Origin of the sequence: Lactiplantibacillus sp. DA1 (genome assembly GCF_032681335.1) — a bacterium.
Lineage (GTDB): Bacteria > Bacillota > Bacilli > Lactobacillales > Lactobacillaceae > Lactiplantibacillus.
In genome coordinates this window covers 1-23,927 of record NZ_JAWHTQ010000007.1, presented here as the reverse complement: position 1 = coordinate 23,927, position 23,927 = coordinate 1, and the positions used below count along the sequence as shown (strand labels likewise).

At 45.9% G+C, this 23,927-nt stretch carries 22 protein-coding genes, 2 pseudogenes and 1 other annotated feature; of the genes and pseudogenes, 17 read left to right on the top strand and 7 right to left on the bottom strand.

From position 1 onward, the window contains the following. Positions 1–29 precede the first annotated feature (29 nt). From RXV91_RS11545 to RXV91_RS11535, 3 genes are all read left to right on the top strand, one after another. Entirely contained in the window at positions 30–500 is a 471-nt protein-coding gene (locus RXV91_RS11545; RefSeq protein ID WP_003646440.1) for an Rrf2 family transcriptional regulator, read from the top strand. 78 nt (positions 501–578) lie between these two features. Next, positions 579–974, top strand: coding sequence for a hypothetical protein (locus RXV91_RS11540; RefSeq protein ID WP_224271916.1), 396 nt, complete (start codon positions 579–581; stop codon positions 972–974). A 103-nt stretch (positions 975–1,077) separates the two neighbouring features. Beyond that, the gene (locus tag RXV91_RS11535; RefSeq protein WP_003641936.1) at positions 1,078–1,650 is read left to right on the top strand and encodes an acetyl-CoA carboxylase biotin carboxyl carrier protein subunit; all 573 of its coding nucleotides are present in this window, start codon (positions 1,078–1,080) and stop codon (positions 1,648–1,650) included. A 166-nt stretch (positions 1,651–1,816) separates the two neighbouring features. On the opposite strand, the gene rihC is transcribed toward RXV91_RS11535, so the two are convergent. Next, complete coding sequence (rihC, locus tag RXV91_RS11530) at positions 1,817–2,737, bottom strand: ribonucleoside hydrolase RihC (protein WP_316439966.1); 921 nt, start codon at positions 2,735–2,737, stop codon at positions 1,817–1,819. Positions 2,738–2,873: 136 nt separating this feature from the next. Between rihC and RXV91_RS11525 the strand changes: the two genes are divergently transcribed. After that, positions 2,874–3,785, top strand: coding sequence for an oxidoreductase (locus RXV91_RS11525; protein ID WP_316439965.1), 912 nt, complete (start codon positions 2,874–2,876; stop codon positions 3,783–3,785). Positions 3,786–4,089: 304 nt separating this feature from the next. Here the strand turns inward: RXV91_RS11525 and RXV91_RS11520 are convergent, their stop codons facing one another. Beyond that, the gene (locus RXV91_RS11520) at positions 4,090–4,536 is read right to left on the bottom strand and encodes a ribonuclease H (protein ID WP_316439964.1); all 447 of its coding nucleotides are present in this window, start codon (positions 4,534–4,536) and stop codon (positions 4,090–4,092) included. A 237-nt stretch (positions 4,537–4,773) separates the two neighbouring features. Here RXV91_RS11520 and RXV91_RS11515 point away from each other — a divergent pair, with 237 nt between their 5' ends. The 6 genes from RXV91_RS11515 to RXV91_RS11490 all read left to right on the top strand — a co-directional run bounded on the left by RXV91_RS11515 (position 4,774) and on the right by RXV91_RS11490 (position 13,258). Beyond that, complete coding sequence (locus RXV91_RS11515; protein WP_316439963.1) at positions 4,774–6,300, top strand: ABC transporter permease/substrate-binding protein; 1,527 nt, start codon at positions 4,774–4,776, stop codon at positions 6,298–6,300. Next, positions 6,301–7,272: an ABC transporter ATP-binding protein gene (locus RXV91_RS11510; RefSeq protein ID WP_021731941.1), complete on the top strand. Its 972-nt coding sequence runs from the start codon at positions 6,301–6,303 to the stop codon at positions 7,270–7,272. It begins immediately after the preceding gene. A gap of 78 nt (positions 7,273–7,350) precedes the next feature. Next, complete coding sequence (locus tag RXV91_RS11505) at positions 7,351–8,682, top strand: NAD(P)/FAD-dependent oxidoreductase (protein WP_316439962.1); 1,332 nt, start codon at positions 7,351–7,353, stop codon at positions 8,680–8,682. Between the two features lie 477 nt (positions 8,683–9,159). After that, positions 9,160–10,677, top strand: a complete 1,518-nt coding sequence (gene glpK, locus RXV91_RS11500; protein WP_220675333.1) for a glycerol kinase GlpK — start codon at positions 9,160–9,162, stop codon at positions 10,675–10,677. A gap of 14 nt (positions 10,678–10,691) precedes the next feature. Next, a complete protein-coding gene (gene glpO, locus RXV91_RS11495; RefSeq protein WP_027821514.1) occupies positions 10,692–12,521 on the top strand; it encodes a type 1 glycerol-3-phosphate oxidase in 1,830 nt (609 codons plus the stop codon). Positions 12,522–12,535: 14 nt separating this feature from the next. Beyond that, on the top strand, positions 12,536–13,258 hold the full coding sequence (locus tag RXV91_RS11490; RefSeq protein ID WP_080468212.1) for an MIP/aquaporin family protein: 723 nt from the start codon (positions 12,536–12,538) through the stop codon (positions 13,256–13,258). Between the two features lie 151 nt (positions 13,259–13,409). Here the strand turns inward: RXV91_RS11490 and RXV91_RS11485 are convergent, their stop codons facing one another. The 4 genes from RXV91_RS11485 to RXV91_RS11470 form a co-directional block, all read right to left on the bottom strand. Continuing rightward, complete coding sequence (locus tag RXV91_RS11485) at positions 13,410–14,027, bottom strand: sugar O-acetyltransferase (RefSeq protein WP_015379760.1); 618 nt, start codon at positions 14,025–14,027, stop codon at positions 13,410–13,412. Between the two features lie 3 nt (positions 14,028–14,030). Further along, positions 14,031–15,185, bottom strand: a complete 1,155-nt coding sequence (locus RXV91_RS11480) for an MFS transporter (protein ID WP_316439961.1) — start codon at positions 15,183–15,185, stop codon at positions 14,031–14,033. Between the two features lie 3 nt (positions 15,186–15,188). Beyond that, complete coding sequence (locus tag RXV91_RS11475) at positions 15,189–15,980, bottom strand: Cof-type HAD-IIB family hydrolase (protein ID WP_011100993.1); 792 nt, start codon at positions 15,978–15,980, stop codon at positions 15,189–15,191. Positions 15,981–16,050: 70 nt separating this feature from the next. Continuing rightward, positions 16,051–16,923, bottom strand: a complete 873-nt coding sequence (locus RXV91_RS11470; RefSeq protein ID WP_003641965.1) for an AraC family transcriptional regulator — start codon at positions 16,921–16,923, stop codon at positions 16,051–16,053. A gap of 159 nt (positions 16,924–17,082) precedes the next feature. Here RXV91_RS11470 and RXV91_RS11465 point away from each other — a divergent pair, with 159 nt between their 5' ends. The 6 genes from RXV91_RS11465 (at position 17,083) to RXV91_RS11440 (ending at position 22,034) form a co-directional block, all read left to right on the top strand. Then, positions 17,083–17,898: a Cof-type HAD-IIB family hydrolase gene (locus RXV91_RS11465; RefSeq protein ID WP_003641966.1), complete on the top strand. Its 816-nt coding sequence runs from the start codon at positions 17,083–17,085 to the stop codon at positions 17,896–17,898. 80 nt (positions 17,899–17,978) lie between these two features. After that, positions 17,979–18,258, top strand: a binding site (T-box leader). A 165-nt stretch (positions 18,259–18,423) separates the two neighbouring features. Beyond that, positions 18,424–19,800 carry a branched-chain amino acid transport system II carrier protein gene (gene brnQ / locus RXV91_RS11460; protein ID WP_011100994.1) on the top strand — a complete coding sequence of 459 codons (1,377 nt, stop codon included), beginning with the start codon at positions 18,424–18,426 and terminating at the stop codon, positions 19,798–19,800. A 44-nt stretch (positions 19,801–19,844) separates the two neighbouring features. Continuing rightward, on the top strand, positions 19,845–21,029 hold the full coding sequence (locus RXV91_RS11455) for a cation:proton antiporter (protein WP_061876047.1): 1,185 nt from the start codon (positions 19,845–19,847) through the stop codon (positions 21,027–21,029). A 479-nt stretch (positions 21,030–21,508) separates the two neighbouring features. Then, on the top strand, positions 21,509–21,676 hold the full coding sequence (gene plnc8B, locus RXV91_RS11450) for a bacteriocin plantaricin beta peptide precursor (protein WP_015379764.1): 168 nt from the start codon (positions 21,509–21,511) through the stop codon (positions 21,674–21,676). 14 nt (positions 21,677–21,690) lie between these two features. After that, on the top strand, positions 21,691–21,834 hold the full coding sequence (gene plnc8A / locus RXV91_RS11445) for a bacteriocin plantaricin alpha peptide precursor (protein ID WP_003643800.1): 144 nt from the start codon (positions 21,691–21,693) through the stop codon (positions 21,832–21,834). A gap of 11 nt (positions 21,835–21,845) precedes the next feature. Further along, on the top strand, positions 21,846–22,034 hold the full coding sequence (locus RXV91_RS11440; RefSeq protein WP_050495850.1) for a hypothetical protein: 189 nt from the start codon (positions 21,846–21,848) through the stop codon (positions 22,032–22,034). A 109-nt stretch (positions 22,035–22,143) separates the two neighbouring features. Here the strand turns inward: RXV91_RS11440 and RXV91_RS15320 are convergent. After that, a pseudogene (locus RXV91_RS15320) lies at positions 22,144–22,811 on the bottom strand (transposase); the annotation flags it as partial. A 516-nt stretch (positions 22,812–23,327) separates the two neighbouring features. Between RXV91_RS15320 and RXV91_RS11435 the strand changes: the two are divergent. Beyond that, positions 23,328–23,684 (top strand): annotated as a pseudogene (locus RXV91_RS11435) (cation:proton antiporter); the annotation flags it as partial. Between the last annotated feature and the right edge of the window lie 243 nt (positions 23,685–23,927).

The window sequence follows — 23,927 nt, the reverse complement described above, 5'->3', positions numbered from 1 at the left end:
GATTATGCCAAAGTGTGGGAGGAAGTACAATGAAACTTGATTTTTCGGTGGCGGTGCATAGTATCCTGTACCTCGATGCACACCGTGATAGTAAGGTCGCTAGTCGGGAACTCGCGCAGTCACTGCATCTTAACCCGGTGATGATTCGCAATATTTTATCAGTTCTACATAAGCATGGGTATTTAACGGGGACGGTTGGTAAAAATGGGGGTTACCAATTAGACTTGGCGTTGGCCGATATGAACCTCGGCGATCTATATGATTTGACCATCCCCCCAACAATTAGCTATGCGCGCTTCATTACGGGACCATCCAAAACGGATGAACAGGCTGATCAATCTCCGATTGCGGCCAATATTAGTGAAACGTTGACGGATTTATTTACAGTAGCTGACCGTCAATATCGGGCTTACTATCATCAGTTTACAATGGCTGATTTACAAGCCGACCTGAACCATCACGGCACGTTTTTACAACACGAACAAGATTCAGAATCTTAAGTAAAAAGCGTCACTTGATTGAAAAATAAGGCGCTTTTCGTTAATAACCTTAATTTGAAACGGGTTTGCCATTCAGGATTGTCAGGGCTAATTATCGGTGCTATCTTAGATGTCATTATGAAAGTGGCATTGAGATTGAAAGGGGCCTTGGCAATGACAGCACGGTTAGTGTTAATTCATGAAGTTGGTCGTTATCGAGAATTATCGGAACAACGGTACTGGTTAGAATCCGCCGATTTTTGGGGTGTCGATGGGCGTGGGGCGACGGTCAATGAGGCCGTTGGTAACTTTTTGACCAACCTCGTGCAATATTGCCGCGACTATTACCAACGCGGCTTGTGGCAACTAGATGATCGGTTGTTACAGCTAGATCACGTTGATACAGTGTTAGCGTACGCGCAGGCAGGTAAGTCACCAGCACCATTATTTTTGTTTAAATTAGTTCCGGCGGATCATGAGTTGGCGTCTGCTTAAACGAAATATTGACGAATTCTTAAAGAAGCGTTCATACTTCCACCACACTCCTGCGCTAAACTATGCGTTATAATCAAAGCGTAAATTAATTGGAGGGTGTTGTATGGAATTAGATAAGATTTATCAGTTAATGGACAAGTTTGAACAAAGCAGTTTAACTAGTTTTGAGTATCGGGACCAAGATTTTGAAATTCAAATGGGTAAGAAGGGACACGGCAAGACGACGGTGACCCCGCAGCCGGCGCCACTTCCCAATCAGCCGGTGATTGACCCAACGCCGGTTACACCAACGCCGGTCTCAACAGTTAGTACCCCAGTTGTTGCGGAGGCGGAACCAACCCCAGTGGCGACCAGTACGGCTAGCAATCCGACGAGCGTTGTAACACCTGATCCTGAACCAGAACCAGCGCCGATTGATCCTAAAGAATGCGTGACGGCACCGGTCGTAGGAATCTATTACCCAGCGCATTCTTCAGAAGAAGCGCCATACGTTAAGTTAGGCGACCACGTTAGCGTTGGTCAACAAGTCGGCCTCATTCAAGCGATGCAGATGATGCGGCCAGTGGTTGCTAAGCAAGCGGGGACGGTCAAAGCCTTCCTAGTGAAGAATGGTGAAGAAGTCAACTTCGGTCAACCATTGATTCAATTAATCCCAGATACGCCGGATGACATTTAATCAGGTATGGTTAGTGGTTGCTGAGCGTATTAAGCACTTTGAGTAGCACCATGTCTTGATAAAAGCGTGACGCAAACTAAAAATGAACCACTTCAAGCGCACATGATAATTGTGCAAGCTGAAGTGGTTCATTTTTTTAGCTTAATTAATGACGATTGGTAGTTGCTTATTTAGGTTGGTCGATGGCTGCCACGGTTTCTAGGAACCACTTGTTGAAAGCAGCTGAATCAATATCGACACAAACGGTCGCGTTGGTTTTGCCGTCATGGTAAGCACCACGAATATCGCCAACGGTCTCACCATTAGCGGGGCCCTCCGTCTGGACATCAATCCACATCTTTTCAGTCGTAAAGGCTTCTGGATGTAGTAAGTAGAAGAGCGTATTGACATCATGCATCGCAACGCCAGTCTGGTTGCGGTCGTTGTAATGACCAAAGAGGGCGTGGAGCATTTCGCCAGTTTTACCGAGGGTCGGTAACTGTTCAATCGATTCGCGCGTTAAAAGAGCCTTCATCGTCACGTCTAAGCCGACCATGGTAATTGGAACGCCGGATTGGTACATGATTTCAGCCGCGTGCGGATCGGTAAAGACGTTGAACTCTGCGGCGCTGGTCATATTACCTTTGCCTAAGGCCCCACCCATCGCAACGATTTCTTTAATGTGTGGCATTACTTCGGGGTAGGTCTTAAATAAGAGCGCGATGTTGGTATAGGCTCCCGTTGGCACTAACGTAATCGGTTGTTCAGCAGCCATGATGTAGTCACGTAGCGCTTCAACGGCTGTTTCTGGTAATGGTTTCGCCAGGTCAGTCGGGAAGTCATAACCCGGCATTCCTGAAACACCGTGAATTCGGACGGCATCTTCAAACGGTTTGATCAGCGGTTGGGCAGCCCCACCCGCTACGGGAACGTCACTGTTAAAGAAGCGCGTGAGTTTGAGCGCATTCAGCGTCGTTTTGTCGACCGTCACATTGCCGGCGACCGTTGTAATTAATTGTAAGTCCAAGTCAGGATGATTTAACGCAAAGGTAATTGCGGCGGCATCATCAATACCAGGGTCAGTGTCCATGATAATCTTTGTTGACATGTTCATTCCTCCAATTAAATTGACGTGCTTGAAATTAGTTCTATTTTAGCATACTACGGGCAATGAATTCGATTGCAATTGTGAAGGGTTTGACGTAGCATGACAGTAAATACAGTTAACGATGGAGGAACGGATTATGAGTCAACCACGGGTCATCTTAATTACGGGTGCGTCTTCAGGCATCGGCAAGTCCACTGCTTTGAAGTTACAAGCTCAGGGGAACATTGTGTACGGAGCCGCACGGCGGATTGAAAAAATGACGGATTTAGCAGCGGCTGGAGTGCACGTTTTAAAAGTCGACGTGACGGATGAAGCGACGTTAATCGCGGCTGTCAAAACGATTCAGGTCGAACAGGGGCGCATTGATGTCCTAATCAACAATGCGGGGTATGGCTCATACGGTTCCTTGGAAGACGTTCCGGTCGCAGAAGGTGAGTACCAATTCAAGGTCAATGTCTTTGGTGTGATGCGGTTGACACAATTGGTTTTACCGTTGATGCGGGCACAACATCGTGGTCGGATCATTAATGTTTCTTCAATTGGGGGAAAGATCTATCAGCCTTTAAGTGCTTGGTATATGGGGACCAAACACGCAATTGAAGGGATGAGCGATTCGTTACGGATGGAAGTCGCACCATTTGGTATAGATGTTGTCATCGTTGAACCTGGTGGAATCAAGACTGAATGGGCTGGTATTGCGGAAAAAAAGCTGTTGGCAGTTTCCGGTGAAACAGCCTATCATGAACAAGCCGTTAAGGTCGGTGCGATGCTGTCATTGTTCGATCAGTTTGCTTCCAATCCGGGAGTGATTGCTAAACTGATGGTTCGCGCTGTCAATGATGTGAAGCCCAAGACTCGCTATCACGCAGGCATGGGCGCGGGGGTCTCATTAACGGCTCGTCAGTGGTTGAGTGACCGGCAGTTTGACCGCATGATGAACTCAGCCGTCAATGGTGCGGCTAAGCTGTCAAAGATTACGCGGCACAAGGACCGGCGAACCGGGAGCCGGCATTATCAGCATGGAAAAGGACCGGCCGAGAATAATTAATTTGAATCACAATATCTAAGAAGCGAACCTAACTATCACAATGTTGGTAGGGGTTCGCTTCTTTAGCTTGAATTTAAGTATTAATGATGCGAACAATGGTTGTAATAGTCCAAGTTTAAGTTCAAAAACAGCCGACTTAAGGCACGTATTTGAAATGATATAAGTTAGGCGTGGGCACCAATCGACGGCCATGATGGGTTTAGTAATTATCAGCCGGCTTCGGTGGCTTTAATAGGGCGACTGACGAATCACAAGTCCGGTATATTTCAGTAATTAGTTATGCTGTGTCGTCTTACGCCAGACATTATAGTTTTGTCATCACCGCTGTCAGTGTCGTCGTTGCAGTGGTCATCGTGGGATCATCTGTGGTGTGATAAGTGATAGTGAGGTCTGGAAATTCTTCAATGATTGGAATCAGCTCTTGCCATTGTGGCAGGTCTGGCTGGTCAGTTTCTGGGACTTGCCAGTTGTTTTGCTGCCAACTTAAATAACGTTGTTCGCTAATGATAGCGGCAACCGGTTCAGTTGTCGTATGAACGTGAACGGGCAAGTCGTGGCGTTTCAGAGTGGAAAGGGCAGTGATTAGTGCCCTTAACGTTAGCTGAGTTTCGGTGTGCCCGTAGCCACCATTGTTCAGCGCTTTTTGATGATCGGCATAACGCAGAATCACGACCCAAGCGGCCGGGGTAGTTGCCGTGACGTGCTCCGGCTGGTGAGGGGTACTTGCAAGATAAAGATGAATAGTAGCCATTGGTTGTGGCCTCCTTAAAAGTAATGACGTTCAAATTAGTGGTTCATCAAGTAGTTTCGTAAAAATTGAAACTGGTCATTTAAAATAAAGAATAAAATTTATTTGAAACTTCAAAAGTTACAAAAACATCAAATTTTCGGTGCGTATTACTATTATTTTTATAGGATTATGCTAGGATTAAATACATAGATAATTAAGAAGTTATTAATTAATAAAGGTGAGCAATGGGAGGTAAATATGCAGACCCTAATACAGACATTTATGGATCGACGCGGGGATTTATTGACTGCGCTATGGCAACACTTGGGTATTTCATTAGCATCATTAGTCATCGCAATGGTGATTGCAATTCCGTTGGCTATTTGGGTCGTTCGGCGACCACGGTGGGCTGAGGGATTGTTACAGCTCACGAGTGTCTTACAGACGATTCCGTCTTTGGCATTGTTAGGGTTATTGATTCCGTTAGTTGGGATTGGAACGGTGCCGGCAGTAATTGCGCTGGTGATCTACGCTTTACTGCCGATTTTTCAAAATACGTACTTGGGTATTTCAGAAATCGACGCTTCGATTGAGGAAGCCGCCGATGCTTTTGGAATGTCACGAATGCGTAAGTTGTTTAAAGTTGAACTACCCATTGCCTTACCGCAAATCATTGCTGGTATTCGGACGGCCTTGGTATTAATCATTGGGACGGCAACGTTAGCAGCTCTGATTGGGGCTGGGGGACTCGGGACTTTCATCATGCTTGGTATCGACCGCAATGATACCTCGTTACTATTAATTGGGGCCATCTCATCGGCATTGCTGGCTATTCTACTGAGTGCACTCGTACGTTGGTTTCAGACGGCCAAGCCACGGCACGCTTTAATCGTCTTTGCGGGAATTTTAATGTTACTTGGTGGCGGTGGTGCTTATAGTGTCTATGCCAATCGAGTTGAAACAATTACGATTGCAGGTAAGCTGGGCTCCGAACCGGAAATCTTAATTAATATGTATAAGCAGTTGATTGAAGCGGAAGATGACCACGTGCATGTTACCCTCAAACCGAACTTCGGGAAGACCACGTTCCTATTTAGCGCTTTAAAGCATGATCAAATTGACATTTATCCAGAATTTACGGGTTCGGTGTTGGAGACCCTTGTTAAGGGAAGCAATCCGGCAAATCAGACGGCTAGCCAGACTTATCAACTTGCTAAGCAACGGCTTGCTAAGCAGGACCAGATGACTTATTTAAAGCCGATGCAATATAACAACACATATGCCTTAGCTGTGACTAAAAAGTTCAAGCAGGCGCACCATTTGAAAACCATCAGTGATTTAACGCAGGTCGAACCTATTCTTAAACCTGGAATGACCCTAGAATTTATCGATCGTGATGATGGTTTGAAGGGGATTAAGAAGACTTATGGTTTGGACGTGACCGCTAAATCAATGGAACCGGCGTTGCGTTATGAAGCCATCAGTAAAGGCAAAATCAACTTAGTAGATGCCTATGCGACGGATAGTGAATTACGACAGTATCATTTGGCTCTGTTGAAGGATAACAAGCACTTTTTCCCAACGTATCAAGGCGCACCATTGATGAAGACGAGCTTTGCCAATAAACATCCTCAGATCGTCAAAGCATTAAATAAGCTAGCTGGAAAAATTTCAGAAACTGACATGCAAGAGATGAACTATGAAGTTAATGTTAAGAAACAGTCCGCTTCGACGGTTGCACATCGCTATCTCGTAAAGCACGGCTTGTTAAAGGAGGGACGCTAAATGACAGCAGCAATTGAATTTCAACACGTCCAGAAAGACTTTAATGGGCAGACGGTGATTCCTGACCTTAATTTAACAATTGACCAGGGCGAGTTATTTGTTCTAGTGGGAACTTCCGGGAGTGGTAAGACAACGTCACTTAAAATGATCAATTGTTTAGAACCGCTGACGGCCGGTAAAATCCTAGTTAATGGTACTGATACGACAACGATACCGGTACGACAGCTACGTTGGCAAATGGGCTATGTCTTGCAACAAATTGCTTTGTTTCCAACCATGACAGTGGCGCAAAATATTGCAGTGATTCCTGAAATGAAAGGAACGGCTAAGAAGGCCATTAATCAAACGATTGATGAGTTGTTGACGGAAGTTGGCCTTGATCCTAATGAGTATCGTGATCGGATGCCGTCAGAATTATCCGGTGGGGAGCAGCAACGGATTGGTATCTTGCGGGCAATTGCGGCACAGCCAGATATTGTCTTGATGGACGAACCATTCAGTGCGCTGGATCCAATCTCGCGGCAGCAGTTACAAGACTTAGTTTTACGATTGCACGCGCGATATCATAATACGATTGTCTTCGTAACTCATGATATGAACGAAGCTTTGAAGCTGGGGGATCGAATTGGCGTGATGCAACACGGTCAGTTGGTGCAAGTTGATACACCGACTGAACTTGCTCAACACCCAGTTAACGAGTTTGTTCGCAACTTCTTCGGTGCCAGTCGCGCCAAGAATGTCTATGATGTCTATATTGGTCGTGTGGGACTCATTCAAGGATATCTCAAGGAACAACCTAAAGTTGCTAGTGGTCGAATTCAAGCATTAGATATTCAGGCCACTTTACGAACTGCTTTCACCGCACTAACTGAACATGATTACTTAGCTGTTACGGAAGAGCAGCGAGTAATTGGCTATCTTGACCGTCAGCGAATTGTGGCTTACTTGAGTCAACATGAAGAAGTGTCATAATCGTCAATTAGAGTCAAATCGTTTAAACTATAATTGTGAAAACTGACGGTAGTTAATGAATCTAAGGGGGAATTTCGGATGACGGAACAGTACGATGTTGTTGTGATTGGTGGCGGCCCGGCCGGCACTGCTATGGCCAGTGGCTTAAAGGCCCACGGTAAGAAGGTGCTGATTGTTGAAGCGGATTTGTGGGGTGGCACTTGCCCTAACCGTGGTTGTGATCCCAAAAAAATTCTGTTAAGTGCAGTTGAAGCCCAACAATCAGCTCAACACTTGCAAGGTCAGGGTCTAACGGGTACACCTAAAATTGACTGGCCAGCGCTGATGGCACATAAACGCGGTTATACGGATGGCATCAATGATGGAACGTTGAACGGACTAAAGGGGCAAGATATTGCGACGTTACATGGTCAAGCGCATTTTCAATCCGATGGTCAGCTAGCGGTCGGAGATCAAGTGGTCAGTGCGACTGATTACGTGATTGCTACTGGTCAGCGTCCTGCAATCTTACCGATTACCGGGCACGAATATTTTAAGACGAGCACTGACTTCTTAGATTTGGACCAGATGCCAAAACGAGTGACATTCGTTGGTGGTGGCTATGTCGGCTTTGAATTGGCGACGATTGCCAATGCCGCTGGTGCCGATGTTCATGTGATTCATCATAATGACCGTCCGTTGAAAGAATTCGATGCAGATTTAGTTAGAGATTTAATGGCAGCAATGACGGCTGATGGCGTGACGTTTGATCTGAACACAGATATCCACGCCATCACCAAAACGGCGACTGGGCTGCAGCTAACGGCTGATGATTTTGAATTGACGACGGATTTAGTCATCAGTTCAGCGGGACGAATTCCAAATGCGGATCAATTGGAACTAGCCAACGTGGGTGTAACCTTTGATCGGCATGGCATTCAAGTCAATGATCACTTACAGACGGCTAATCCACATATTTACGCCATTGGTGATGTTAGTGACACGCCGGTACCGAAGTTAACTCCGGTAGCAGGTTTTGAAGCGCGTTATTTAGTTGGCGAATTGACGCAATCCGGTGCGGCTATTAAGTATCCGGTTATCCCAACGCAAGTTTTTGCGGCACCCAAGCTGGCACAAGTCGGTATTGGGGCTACTGTAGCTGCTGAGCAAACTGATAAATACCGCGTCAATACACTGGATATGACCAAATGGTTTACCTATTACCGATTCAATGCTCAGCAAGCGCAAGCCAAAGTGGTCGTTGAACAGGCCAGCGGTCAGGTCGTTGGGGCTACTTTGTTGAGTGATGTGGCTGACGAAATGATCAATTATGTCACATTACTGATTGAAAAGCACGTGACGTTAGCGGAATTGCAACGGTTAGTGTTGGCTTACCCCACCCCTGCTAGTGATTTACAATATTTATATTAATCGTGTCAGTGTATGGATGACCGATTTGTCTGTTAAGGCTGGAATCAGGCGGGACCAGATACCCAGCCTGGTTTTCAATCCAAGTAAATACCAATAATCAATAATAACGAGCGGTTTGCTTTTTGAGGCCGGTCGTTTTTTGTTCTAACTAGGTGGTCCATTTTCCACGGTTACTGTTACTAGCCAAACTGAAAATTTTCAGGACCGTTTTCTTTCAATTTTTAACTAGCGACAGTCGGATAATTCTGCCAGTAAATTAATTATTTTATGAAACTAGTAGCAAATACTTAAAGCCCTGATTGGTTGGTGTGACAACGATAAAATGTTTCATAGTGAAAACTAGTTTTAAAGTAAATTCAATTGTGCAAAATTTAATTTATGCAAATCTATTCACAAAACGGTCGCGACATGGTATGATTCAATCATCAATTATGATAGCGTTTTCATAAAACTGTTATGACTAAGGAGTGACACACCATGACCGACAAGTACATTATGGCAATTGACGAAGGGACAACCAGTACCCGCGCCATTATCTTTGACCATGCGGGCCATAAAGTGGCCGACTCACAACGGGAATTTCCACAATATTTCCCGCAGCCGGGCTGGGTCGAACATAATGCCAATGAAATCTGGAATGCTGTCTTGTCTACTATTGCGAATGCCTTCATTGAATCGGGAATCAAACCCGCTCAAATTAGTGGTATTGGGATTACGAATCAACGGGAAACAACCATCGTTTGGGACAAGCAAACTGGCTTGCCAATCTATAACGCAATCGTGTGGCAATCACGGCAAACCGCGCCGATTGCTGAGAAGCTGGTTAAAGATGGCTATGGTGATTTGATTCATCAACATACGGGACTCGTCACAGACGCTTACTTCTCGGCAACTAAAATTCGTTGGATCTTAGACCACGTGAAGGGGGCCCAAGAACGAGCTGAAAAGGGGGAATTACTCTTTGGAACGATCGATACGTGGCTCCTATGGAAACTTACCGGTGGGGCCACCCACGTGACGGATTATTCCAATGCCAGTCGGACGATGCTCTTCAATATTCATGATTTGAAGTGGGACGACCAGATTTTGCAATTATTAAATATTCCAGCGGCGATGTTGCCAGAAGTTCGCACTAATTCTGAAGTTTATGGCAAGACCAAGGACTACCATTTCTTTGGGTCGGAAGTTCCAATTAGTGGGATGGCTGGTGATCAACAAGCGGCCTTGTTTGGTCAACTGGCGTTTGAACCGGGAACCGTGAAGAATACTTACGGGACTGGGGCTTTTATCGTGATGAACACCGGTGAAAAACTCCAATTATCCGATAATAACCTATTGACCACGATCGGTTACGGCATCAACGGTAAAGTGTACTACGCCTTGGAAGGGTCAATTTTCGTTGCCGGTTCAGCGATTCAGTGGTTGCGTGATGGGATTCGCCTGGTTGAAAGCGCTCCCGATTCTGAACGGGCGGCGCGCGAATCGCATAATGAAAATGAAGTCTATGTGGTTCCGGCCTTTACTGGTTTAGGGGCACCATATTGGGACTCTGAAGCACGCGGATCAGTCTTTGGCTTGACGCGTGGCACGACTCGTGAAGATTTTATTAAAGCAACCTTGCAAGCATTGGCTTACCAAACGCGGGACGTGGTTGAAACAATGAAGAAAGATTCCGGTATTGAGATTCCAGTATTAAAAGTTGACGGTGGCGCTGCCCGTAATGACTGGTTGATGCAATTTCAGGCGGATATCTTGGATACGCAAATTATGCGGGCTGCTAATCTGGAAACGACAGCGCTTGGTGCTGCCTTCTTAGCCGGGCTTAGCGTTGGTTATTGGCAGGATTTGGAAGAATTAAAAGCGTCGTATAAGCCCGGCACGAGTTTTGACCCTGAGATGGGGCCAGCTGAACGGACGAACTTATACGAGGGATGGCAGGCAGCGGTCAAAGCGACCCAAGTCTTTAAGCACACCCCATACCACGCAGGAAAATAGAGGAGGACAACAACATGGCATTTTCAGCAACGACGCGTCAACAAAATATTGAACGCTTACAAAATGAAACGTTAGATTTACTCGTTATCGGTGGTGGGATTACCGGTGCCGGTGTCGCCATTCAATCAACTGCAATGAACATGAAGACCGGGTTGATCGATATGCAAGACTTTGCAGAAGGGACTTCATCACGGTCGACGAAACTGGTCCATGGGGGTATTCGTTACTTAAAGACGTTTGACGTGGGGGTAGTCGCCGATACCGTTAAAGAACGGGCGGTCGTCCAGGGGATTGCGCCACACATTCCTAAGCCCGACCCAATGTTATTGCCGATTTATGATGAGACGGGAGCGACCTTCGACCTCTTTTCTGTCAAAGTGGCGATGGATCTGTATGATAAGCTCGCCGAAGTTAAAGATCCTAAATTCACCAATTATACCCTTTCGCGCGAGGAAGTCTTACAACGGGAACCACAGCTGAACCCTAAACATTTAGTTGGTGGCGGTGTTTACCTTGATTTTCGGAATAATGATGCGCGCCTAGTGATTGAAAACATTAAGAAGGCTCACGAAAATGGTGGGATTATGGCAAGTCATGTGAAGGCGACCGGCCTCTTACATGATGATGATGGCCGGATCAATGGTATCACCGCTGAAGACTTATTGACTGGTGCATCGTTCGAGATTCATGCCCGAATCGTCATCAATACGACCGGTCCATGGTCAGACACGATTCGTAAGATGGACCATACTGAAAAGTATCAATCCCAGATGCGGCCAACCAAGGGTGTACATTTAGTCGTTGACGCTGAGAAACTCCCAGTGCCACAACCAACCTATTTTGATTCTGGTGATCAAGATGGCCGGATGATCTTCGTGGTGCCACGTGAAAACAAGACGTATTTCGGAACGACTGATACGGATTATCATGGTGATCTGAAACACCCGACCGTTACGCAAGAAGATGTTGATTACTTGTTGGAAATCGTCAACCGTCGCTTTCCAACTGCTAAAATCACCTTAGATGATATTGAGGCTAGTTGGGCCGGATTGCGGCCACTGATCGCCGCTAACGGTAGTTCTGATTATAACGGTGGTAATTCAGGAAAAATCAGTGATAAGAGCTTCAAGGAAGTTATCAAGGTTGTTGATCAGTTTGAAAGTCAGGAAGCCAGTCGTGAAGATGTCGAAAGTGTCCTGAATGACTTGGAAACTTCCTTGGCAGAGGACAAACTCAGTCCGTCAGCGGTTTCACGCGGTAGTTCGTTGACTAGTAGTCCAGACGGGCTGTTGACCCTTGCTGGTGGGAAGATTACTGATTACCGTAAAATGGCTGCGGGTGCCATGGCGCTGATTGCCAAGATTTTAGCAGATAAGTATGATGCCCACTTTAATGAAATCAATTCGAAGAACCTCCCCGTTTCTGGTGGCGATATTGATCCGCACAACGTGGATGCAACGATTGCATTTTATGCTAAACAAGGGACGGATAATGGTTTGACGAATGATGAAGCGTTGCGGATTGCAAATATGTACGGTTCCAATGCTGCGCGGGTCTTTAGTTTGATTGGTAAAGTTGAACCGACGCATGGTCTGAGCTTAGCCGAAACGATTAGCTTACGTTATGCTTTGGATGAAGAAATGACCCTGACGCCAGTCGACTACTTGCTGCGGCGCACTAACCACTTGTTATTCATGCGAGATACGCTGGATAGCTTAAAGGATGGCGTCATAGCGACAATGGCCGATTACCTTGGTTGGGATGCTGCAACGGTCAAAGCACAAACCGAATTATTGAATCAGACGATTGCTGAATCGGACTTAACAGCACTGAAGCAGGGCTAAGGAATGGGGTGGTCATGATGAAAGATCCATTAGCACTACAATTGTTGGGGGAATTTCTCGGGACCTTTATCTTGATTCTGTTAGGTGATGGGGTTGTAGCTGGGGTAACACTCAATAAATCCAAAGCGCAAAATGCGGGGTGGGTCGCGATTACCTTAGGTTGGGGATTTGCAGTCACGATGGGCGTCTATGCGTCCAGCTTTATGAGCCCCGCACATCTTAATCCGGCGGTCTCACTAGGAATGGCAGTGGCCGGTAAGTTCCCATGGGCCTACGTGATTCCATATAGTGCGGCTCAGATTGCTGGTGGGGTGATTGGTGGCCTCGTGGTTTGGTTGCACTACTACCCACACTGGCAAGCAACTAAGGATGCTGGCGCGATTCTCGGCATTTTTGCAACCGGTCCTGGTATCCGGCGGTATTTCTGGAACTTTATCAGTGAAGTGATTGGAACGTTCGTCCTAGTCTTTGGCTTGTTAGCCTTCACGAAAGGCCAATTTACGGCGGGATTAAACCCGATTGTTGTCGGAATTCTGATTATCGCTATCGGGCTGTCTCTGGGTGGAACGACCGGGTATGCAATTAACCCGGCCCGGGATTTAGGTCCCCGCATTGCGCACGCGGTATTGCCCATCGCCAATAAAGGAACTTCTGATTGGGCCTACAGTTGGGTGCCAATCGCTGGACCATTGGTTGGTGGTGCGTTAGGCGCAATGTTGTTTAATGTATTACCATAATTTTATGACTGATTTGATATAAACCGTGAGTTAACCGAGATGTTTGACTAGACTTTATATATAGAACGGATTTGGAAAAGCATCCTAAAACTAAAGTAAACCCGTTGTATTCTACTGTGATGTGTGCGTAGAATACAGCGGGTTTGTTTAATTAATTTAACAAGCTAGGATCAATCTGGCGGTCTTTAAAGTAGTACTGACGGTCGTGATCATTAATGTGTCGCAAGATATGGGCGGGATTCCCCACGGCGACGACGTTATCGGGTAAGTCTTTGGTCACGATGCTACCAGCGCCAACGACGACATTGTCGCCAATCGTAATACCGGGTAGTACGATGGCACCTGCGCCGAACCAACAGTTACGGCCGATATGAACTGGCATATTGTACTGATAAGCTTGTTCGCGCAATGATGGCAAAATCGGATGGCCCGCGGTTGCAATTGTCACGTTGGGGCCGAACATCGTATAGTCGCCAACGTAAATATGGGTATCATCTACCAGTGTTAGGTTAAAATTGGCGTAAACCCCCTTGCCAAAGTGGACATGGTGTCCACCAAAGTTACTGTGAAACGGTGGTTCGATGTAACACTTCGGGCCGATTTCTGCGAACATCTTGCTAAGTAGAATTTGGCGCTTGGTTAGTTCGCTGGGCCGAGTTTGGTTGAAATCATAGAGCTGATCGAGATAGCCAAATTGGCGTTTTTCAAGTTCAGGGTCGTTAGGTAAGTAGAGTTCGCCAGTATGAAGACGATCGTTATTATTGGTCATTAATTAAACTTCCTTTCGTGGATGATGGCTGCCGGTAATCAAGGCTAAGCCACCTAAAATGAGCATAATCCAAATGAGAACGTTGGCGGTGAGCGTCTGTGGCCCAAGTTGGCCGAGACTGTTCCAGACCAGTGGCGCAAAGAAAGCGCTGATAATGGTGGCAATCGTCAGGTAGCTACTCAGGACGTTGACTTGAATGGTATCCAGGCCAGTATTGCTAGTGAAGACCAAATATGGCCCGGTGTACGAGTAAATAAAGTTGAAAAATACGGCAGCGCCAATAGCCACAGTTGCATTGGATGCCAACCATAATACTAAGACTGAAATAGCTGCTCCGGCATAGCCTAAGGTTAAGGTGAACCGGTGTAAATAGCGGTATAGATAGCCAAAGGTGAGACCAGCCAGCAAGCCACCGATGTTCATGGCTGCTAAGGTTAAGTTGATAGTGGCAGCGTTACCAAAATGACGGGCGCTAAAGTAACTCGGCAGCTTTAATTGAACGCCCCAGATGAGTAGATAGGTGATAAAGGTAAGTCCTAGTAACGTCAACTGGTGCCGTGGTAGTTGTGTCTTTTCAGTGCGTGCGTGATTAGTCGTTGTTGATGGAACAGTGGGTTCCGGTACGAACCACGCCACGCCCCCAGCAACAATCACCAGTAGCCCGTATAGCCAAAAGACGGCGTGCCAGCTAAGGCCAATTAGAATGCCCGCCAATCCTAGCAATATCGCGTTACCTAGGGCTGAGAGGCCCGTCTGGTAACCTAATAGTCGGGCCCGTAAATCACCGGTAAAGCTGTGGGTCAACAAACTGATGGCATGTGGTGAAAAGAGGCCGACGCCTAATCCTAATCCGAGCCGACTGACCATGATTACGGTAAAGTTAGTCGTGATAGCGGGAATCAGTCCCATGATGGCGCTGATCAAGAGTCCACTAATCACGATTGGCCGTAATCCCCACCGGCTTGTTAATCGGGGGTTGAGTAACAAAGTAATCAATGCGCTACAGTTGGCGATGGTGACGAGCCATTCAATCAGCGTAGTCGGGACGGTGGGAAAGGTCCGTTTGAGCTGGGGAATGATTCCTGTAATAACGGTAGTGATGCCTGTTACAGTGGAGAGGCTAAGAATACTGATGGTGGTGGTCAACCGTGGCTGCATGGCTTACGCCTCCAACCAGTTTTTGATCCACTGTAAGACGCCTTGTTCTTGGTTTGTACCTGTCGTGGCGTTGGCTACGGCTGTCACGGCTGGTTGAGCATTCGCCATGGCAACGCCGCAGCCGACCTCCCGGAGCATTTCTAGGTCATTGCCCCCATCGCCAAATGCAGCCATGTCTGCGAGGTCGATTCCGAGAACCTGTCCGAGTTGCGCTAAGCCAGCCGCCTTATTCATGCCGGGTTGGATAATGTCGATGTCGCCATGACCACTGCTGGTTGGTTCGGCGATACCCGTTAGTAACTCGCGTAGTTGCGTCACGATCGCTGTGGTGCGTTCTGGTGGACATGTGATGGCGAACTTCATAATGTCATCATCAAGCTGGTCGTAACTTTCAACGACGGCTAAGTGATGATAATAATGTCGCATTTGTGCCACGTGCTCAGGATTAGTGGTCGTTAGGGTGTAGGCACTTTTGGCACCGCAAACCAGTAGCTTTAAATCCGGGATGGTTTGAATCTTATTCAGAATCGTCTGGATTGCGTCTGGCTGAAAGGCGTTAAGTGCGTAAACGTGGTCGGCATCGCGGATATAAGCCCCATTTTCAGCAAGGTAGATCATCTCAGGATAGTCCTTGAAGAAGGACTTGAGTTGGAAATATTGATTGCCGCTTGCAATCACGAACCGTACGCCCCGTAGTTGTAATTGTTGATAAAGCAGTGCAAATTGAGCTTCGTCGTAAGTCATATCGTCACGCAAAAAGCTGCCATCCATATCAGTTGCCATTAATTTAATCATGGTTAAAATCTCCCGTCGTTTAATTGATAGCCGTAGCTTACCACGAAATTCAGACCACGAAGGGACATTTTTAGAGGCAACTAGTATCAATTCGGTGATACCGGGCATAGGCTTGACGATAGTCGGTAGGCGTCATACCCTTCCAAGATTTAAAATTCCGATTGAACGTCTTACTATTCGGAAAGCCGCATTGCATGGCAATATATTCAATCTTATGGTCGGTCTCTAACAGGAGGCGACGGGCGTTCATCAATCGGATCAGTCGTAAGTATCGGTTAACGGATAGTTGAACGTTTGCATTGAATTGCTGATTCAAAGTGGTCAACGAAACGTGAAATTGCTCGGCAAGGGTATTACCATCGATGGGCTCAGCGTAATGTTGATTGATGGCAGTCATGACCGTATCCGTTAATGTCAAGTTAGGGCTGACCGTTGTTGCAGTCAGAGGAACGGTAAACGTTTGCCCCAGAGTGACAAGTAACTGGTAAAAGTGGCTGAGGATTTGTAATCTCAGTAGATCGGTCGTGGGGGTCGTCAACAGGTCGTGAATCGTGACTAATTGTTGGCGGACATCGGCGTAGGCTTGTGGGTGAGTTTTCGATGAGGCCGCGCCGTTCAATGTCAATTGCCAGTTCGCACTTGCCGGAATTTGAGTTTGTAGGAAATCGTCGTCAATGATGATGCCGAACTCTACCCAGTCAACTTCGGTGGGCCCACTAGCGCTGTGAACCACGCGTCGATTAGTAGTCCAAAGGTCACCAGGCCGATATTCATTCGTCTGTCCATCGGTGACGAACTTTAAGGTCGTACCGCTGACGAGATAATTTAACTCAATCCCTTGGTGCCAGTGTGGGGCAACGTTGATATCAGTCAATGGATCATGTTCGTAATATTTAAAGGGGAGGCGGGGAATTGTCTGGACCGTCTCGTGTAAGATTTTCATCACTAAACCTCGCTTCAAGATTTTGTAAAATCGCACCGCTTCCTTTCAAAAATCAACCTTGATGGCTGACGCGCTATGCTATATTAGAATTATAGTTCGCGATGAGCGGTGGCATGACTTAATTGTAACCGTATTCGCAGTTGAAAGGAACGAAAATCCATGACAATTAAATTAATTGCGATTGATATTGATGACACGCTTCTGGATTCAAAGGGGCAATTATTACCAAGTACGATTGCGGCAGTTAAGGAAGCCCACGACCAAGGGATTAAGGTGGTTTTGTGTACCGGCCGGCCACTTGCTGGGGCGCAACATTATTTAGATGCGTTAGGCCTTGCTGGTGATGACCAGTACGTGATTACGTATAACGGTGCTGTAATCGAGAGCATTGCTGGCCGGATCGTCGCCAAACATTTAGTGGATAATGCGCACTATCGGCAATTAACCGCGTTTGGAAAACAACATCACGTGCCCTTTAACGTGCTCGATGCGGACAGTACGATCTATACAGCTGACCGCGATGTTAACTGGGTCACAGTTGTACAGGCGTGGGAAAACAAAGCTGGGCTGCTGATTCGAGACCCTGACGATTTACCAGCTGATTTTCAAATTGCCAAGGGGGTCTTTGTAGGTGAAGGCCCGCAACTCGATGCCGTAGAAGCGCAAGTTAAGACGACTTTTGGTCGGGACCTGTACGTGGTACGTGCGGCAACTAACTTCTTGGAACTGATGCATACTGGTGTCAACAAGGGGCAGGCAGTTCAGGATTTAGCGGCAGCTCTGGAAATACAACCGGACGAAGTGATGGCACTGGGAGACGAACAGAATGATCTGCCAATGTTTGCTTTCGCCGGAACAGCTGTCGCGATGGGCAATGGCAGTGATATTGCTAAGGCACACGCTGATCACGTGACGGCTACTAATGATGCGAACGGGGTCGCAGCTGCGATTCGGCAGTGGGCATTATCGGATTAACTCGGATGATTATTTTTAGCGAAACAGTTGACAAGACTACGCAATGAGTTTATGATTGCAAATATTAAAAATAAATGAGACTAAACGTGATGATCAGGAGAGTAAAGTCAGGGTAATCTTAAGCGAGCCGCTGGATGGTGTGAAGCGGTGGTGAGCCTGGCTGGAAAGTAGCCTGAGAACTGCTAATGCGACGAGCTGGAGTGTTAGCTGGGTGCCCCCATTAACGGGCCAACGTATCGTCAGTTAACATTACTGTTTGGGGAAACCCGTCATCGGTGTTGGTAATTGGCCGTACGCGCAAAGGTGACGAGCTGCGGTTCGTGACGAATTAAGGTGGTACCACGCGTTAGCGTCCTTACAAAATCAATTGATGATTTTGTAAGGACGCTTTTTTAGTCCCATGGCAGTTGAGAGGATGGAGACAATGCGCTTAACAAGTAGTGATGGTGGTTTGTATCGAGTGCTCTTACTAGTGATTGTTCAAACTGGTTGATGAGAACGACGCTTAACGGAGGAGAGACGACGATGCAAATAACGCGAAAATTAACAATCAAACATTACATCATTATTGGATCAATGCTCTTTGGGATGTTTTTTGGGGCTGGCAACTTGATTTTCCCAATTCACTTAGGGCAGCTAGCGGGGGCCAATTGGTTGACAGCTGGTTGGGGATTCTTGCTGACAGGGACACTATTGCCACTGTTAGGAATTATCGCCATCAGTGTGACGCACAGTAGTGGGATTTATGAGCTAGCGCGGCCAATTGGTAAACGCTACGCGACGATTTTTATGGTACTGACTTGTGCGACTTTGGGACCCTTGTTCGCGACGCCGCGGACAGCCACTACGCCGTTTCAAATTGGCATCGCTAGCCATGTGAGTTCGGCACAGGCACAGTGGTATTTATTAGCTTACTCATTGATTTTCTTCAGTATCACTTACTGGGCAGCTCGTAGGCCCACCCGGATCGTCGATACGATCGGTAAATTGTTAAACCCAGCTTTTCTGATTTTGCTCGCCTTAATTTTTGGGATTGCCTTCAGCCGGCCGTTAGGGACCACGAATGCGACACCGACCGCGGCCTACCAACACGGCGCGTTCTTGAACGGCTTTTTGCAAGGGTATAATACGATGGATGCGTTAGCTGCCTTGTTGTTCGGAATTGCAGTTGTCACCACGATTCGGGGCCTTGGTCAACGGGATGCCGGAGCGATTGCTAAGACGGCCGCCAAGTCTAGTTTGTTGAGTATTAGTTTAGAAGCAGTCATTTATCTTGGCCTGATCTGGATTGGCGCGACGTCGTTATCGCAATTTAAGTTGTCTGCGGATGGTGGCATTGCCTTTGGTCAGATTGCCAATGCTTTTATGGGCACGCCGGGTGCGATTGTTTTAGCGATTATGGCGACCTTGACGTGTCTGACAACGGCAGTGGGTTTGGCGACGTCGTTTGCGGAAGCCTTGCACGCTAAATTTCCTAAAATCAGTTATCGCGCTTGGAACCGCTTGGCCTGTGGGGCCTCATTTCTCATCGCTAATATTGGGTTGGATCAAATTATTGCATGGTCGACGCCGATGCTGATGTTCCTGTATCCGTTGGCGATTACACTGATTATCTTAGCGATTGCCTCACCGCTATTTCATCGTGATCCGCTCGTTTATCGATGGACGACGGCGTTAACTTTGATTCCAGCGTTCATTGATGGTCTAGGTGCTGCACCAGCCCTGATTACTCGGTTAGGATGGGTTCAAACGATTCTTGCATGGGATCAACGCTACTTACCATTAGCTAAACTAGGATTTGATTGGGCACTTCCCGCCATTATTGGTCTACTGATCGGCTTGGGCTGGCACTATGCGCGCCGCTTCCAGAACGCCCATGCTTACAAGATGAGCCAGGACTAAAGGTGTATGATAGATGGTAAGACTTTTGATGGATGGGTGAGCACATGGATTTTTTGGGAATACTTTGTTTGTTGATTTTGGCGACAACCCTCGCTGGGCACTTTGCTCACCGTGCGGGGATTCCTGCCGTGATTGGTGAGATTCTGGTCGGGGTGATATTAGGGCCGGCACTACTTAACTGGGTCCATTTAACGACTTTAGTTCAAACGTTCTCAGATATTGGGGTCGTGGTACTGATGTTTATCGGTGGACTGGAAAGCAACTTAGCACTTTTACGTAAGTATTTACGCCCTGCCATTATCGTGGCTATTATTGGCGTGATCTTTCCAGTCGTTATTATGGGGCTTGCGAGTCGCTTCTTTCAGTTTAGCTGGTTTGAATCACTGTTTATCGGTGTCATCTTTTCAGCCACGTCGGTTTCGATTTCCGTGGAGGTACTAAAGGAATTTAAAGTGTTGGATACTAAGGAAGGAGCCACGATTCTAGGGGCAGCGGTCGCTGACGACATTATCGGGGTGATTCTGTTGAGTATCATGATTGCAATGATGGGTGGTCAGAGTGGCGTTGCCCAGACTAATCTCGGTATCGTGCTCTTGGAACAGGTTGGCTTCTTCATAGGGGTCTTCATCGTGATTAAGTGGGTTGCCCCGTATCTGATGCGCTTGAGTGATCATCTGTTGATGGCTGCCAGTCCAACTATTATGGCGATTATTATTTGTTTAGCGTTGGCATGGTTGGCAGAACTAGTGGGCTTGAGTGGTGCTATAGGTGCTTTCTTCGCCGGAGTCGCAATTGCACAAACTGATTACCAACACGTGGTGGACGTTAGTATTGAACCAGTGGGCTACACGACGTTTATTCCATTATTCTTCGTCAGTGTGGGGTTAAATATGACGTTCAAAGGGGTCTGGCAATTGCTACCGTTCATCGTGGTCATGACGGTGCTCGGTGTGTTAACTAAGTTGTGGGGTTGTGGACTGGGTGCGAAGTTAAATGGGTTCAGTCGCCACAGTAATTACTTAGTCGGTGCCGGCATGATTTCGCGTGGTGAAATGGCACTAATAACAGCACAAATTGGGTTTTCAGCGCACTTACTATCAAACGATTACTATTCGGATATTATTTTGGTCATCATTGTGGTGACGATGATTGCACCGTTCGTCTTAAAGAACGCCATTCATCGTGCTGGTCAGGTGACTGCAACACATAGCATCATAAAAGAACATTAACCACATAGATTGGGCGGAAGTTAAGAACCGCTTGGACGCCGTAGTATGGGACTACGGCGCTTTTTTAGTCTGATAGATTTGAACGAGGCGTGAGGGTGTTGTATTAGCATGTTGACTTATTGTCGTGGTGGTTGTCGACTAAACGGCTATTTTCGTGGTATCGGTGAATTATTGTACGATAATAGCTAAAAATATGACGTTTGTAAAAATATCGTTCGATAGGTCGGGTAGGTGTTATATTAAAGCTATAGAAAGCAATTAGTATTGAATTGATAAGCAATAAAAGTAAACCGAATTAAAAATAGTGTATTGATAAATTGGCTTGTAATTATAGTATTGCCTAACAATATTGAGTGATACGTAATATACGAGGGGGTGTTTGAGATGGAAAGTGAGGAATTGCATTTCAAACGTATGATATGAAATGCAAATGAATTTGTGTGAGTTGTCAGCCTCTTGATGCATGGAAAGGATATATTATGAATAACTTGAATAAATTTTCTACTCTAGGCAAGAGTAGCTTGTCTCAAATTGAGGGCGGATCAGTCCCAACTTCAGTATATACGCTTGGAATTAAAATTCTATGGTCTGCGTATAAGCATCGCAAAACGATTGAAAAAAGTTTTAATAAAGGCTTTTATCATTAAGGAGTTGGAGATACATGGATAAATTTGAAAAAATTAGTACATCTAACCTAGAAAAGATCTCTGGCGGTGATTTAACAACCAAGTTATGGAGCTCTTGGGGATATTATCTTGGCAAGAAAGCACGTTGGAATTTAAAGCACCCATATGTTCAATTTTAGGAGTGTTCAGTGTGATTAATAAATTTTTTTTGAAAGACATTAATTTTTGGGGTTGGTTGATTGTTTTTGTTTTTAGCGTAAAAGCAGCAGTGAATATTGATATGAGCAGTTTAGACTGGATTGTGCAGACTGTTTTTACAATTGTTAGTATTTTAGGCATTTGCCACGTATTGTTTCATAAGAAAAGTTTTCAAAAGTAATTTTATCCCCGGTTTATTCATAGAATCGATAAAATTAAAACATTTTAAAAATAAGGTCTGAATGAGTCTTTTGACTCACCCAGATCTTATTTTTTTGAGGCTGAACCAATCAAATGTAGATTCGGCAGCTCAGATTGAGCGCTATTCTGTCAGTTTGGGCAGACTTATCCCTTGGTTTTACAGGAAAATTTAAAAATAGGACTGCTCGTTGCGTTAAGCATCGAATTCGCGTTAGTATTGACCAATAGACCTCATCAAAAACGTTGTTACTACTTAGTTTTAGGATGTAGCGCCGGGTATGGCGCTGACAACCGCAGGGATGTGAAAGGCAATCCAACGGAGTGTTGTGAGTTGATAGTACCGTTTTTCCGTAGGTAAACCGTTTTTTTAAAGCCAGGACCATATTATAGGCGGCTGCACTAAGTAACAGTCGGAACGTATTAGCTAGGAAACTATGGCTATTAGTTTTGTCCATAAAAAAACGAGTTTAACTTCTTTAATGTTATTTTCCACCACGCCTCGTTGATGATAGGTAGTGAACAAATCGGTCGGCCCAACCGTGTTTAAATTAGTGACGACAAGCTCATGGTGGTACAGTAATTCATTACTAGGGCAAACATTCTGGGAAACGGATCGATAAGATTTAGACCAAGTTGTGACTTGGTAATCAAACTCAAATTGATGGGCTTCTATCTTTGAAAAATCTGGTTGGTCATCGTAATTGACTTGGCTTTCGGCCAGTGTAACCAGTCGGCGGTTACACTTTAAATTGATTAGAAAATGACAATGAAATTCATCGAATTAAATTCATCACACAAATCATATAATGCGGGTGTCGAAAAGCCACTATTACCGTGTACTAAAATGTCTATGTCGCAACTTAAACCACGCTAATGGCTGAGAATGGGACGTAAAAATCTATCGACGTCTTTAGAAGTATAAACGTTACCGGGTGCTGTTTAACAGCTAATAATAAGTCGGTGACACTATCAAAAACTAAGATTGGTTCGGTATCGTAATGAGCATCATAACTGACAGCTTCCTGTTGCCCGTATGTATCGGCGTGGGTCGAGTCAATATCCAGGGCTAATGTCTGTTAATTATACCAATCAAAAGCCGTATCTGGTACGTGCAACAATAGCTGATTAAACTTGTCGATGTTTTTGACCGTTAGGCTATTGATAAAACGTGAAATGGAAGGCTGTGAAGCTGGTTTAGTCGTATTTAAAATTAGTGACAATGAGAGCCTATTTTGAATTCTTTAATACTGCTTTTGATTGGACAATTCGGGAACCATTATTCTTCGTCAGTGTGGGTTTAAATATGACGTTCAAGGGGGTCTGGTAAATCTTGGTCATGACGGTGCTCCGTGTGTTAACTAAGTTGTGGGGTTGTGGACTGGGTGCGAAGTTAAATGGGTTCAGTCGCCACAGTAATTACTTAGTCGGTGCCGGCATGATCTCGCGTGGTGAAATGGCGCTAATAACGGCACAAATTGGGCTTTCAGCGCACTTACTATCAAACGATTACTATTCGGATATTATTTTGGTCATCATTGTGGTGACGATGATTGCACCGTTCGTCTTAAAGAACGCCATTCATCGTGCCGGTCAGGTGACCGCAACACATAGCATCATAGAAGAACATTAACCACATAGATTGGGCGGAAGTTAAGAACCGCTTGGACGCCGTAGTTTGAGACTACGGCGTTTTTTGAGTCTGGTAGATTTGAACGAGGCGTTAGGGTGTTGCATTAGCATGTTGACTTATTGTCGTGGTGGTTGTCGACTAAACGGCTATTTTCGTGGTATCGGTAAATTATTGTACGATAATAGCTAAAAATATGACGTTTGTAAAAATATCGTTCGATAGGTCGGGTTGGTGTTGTATTTT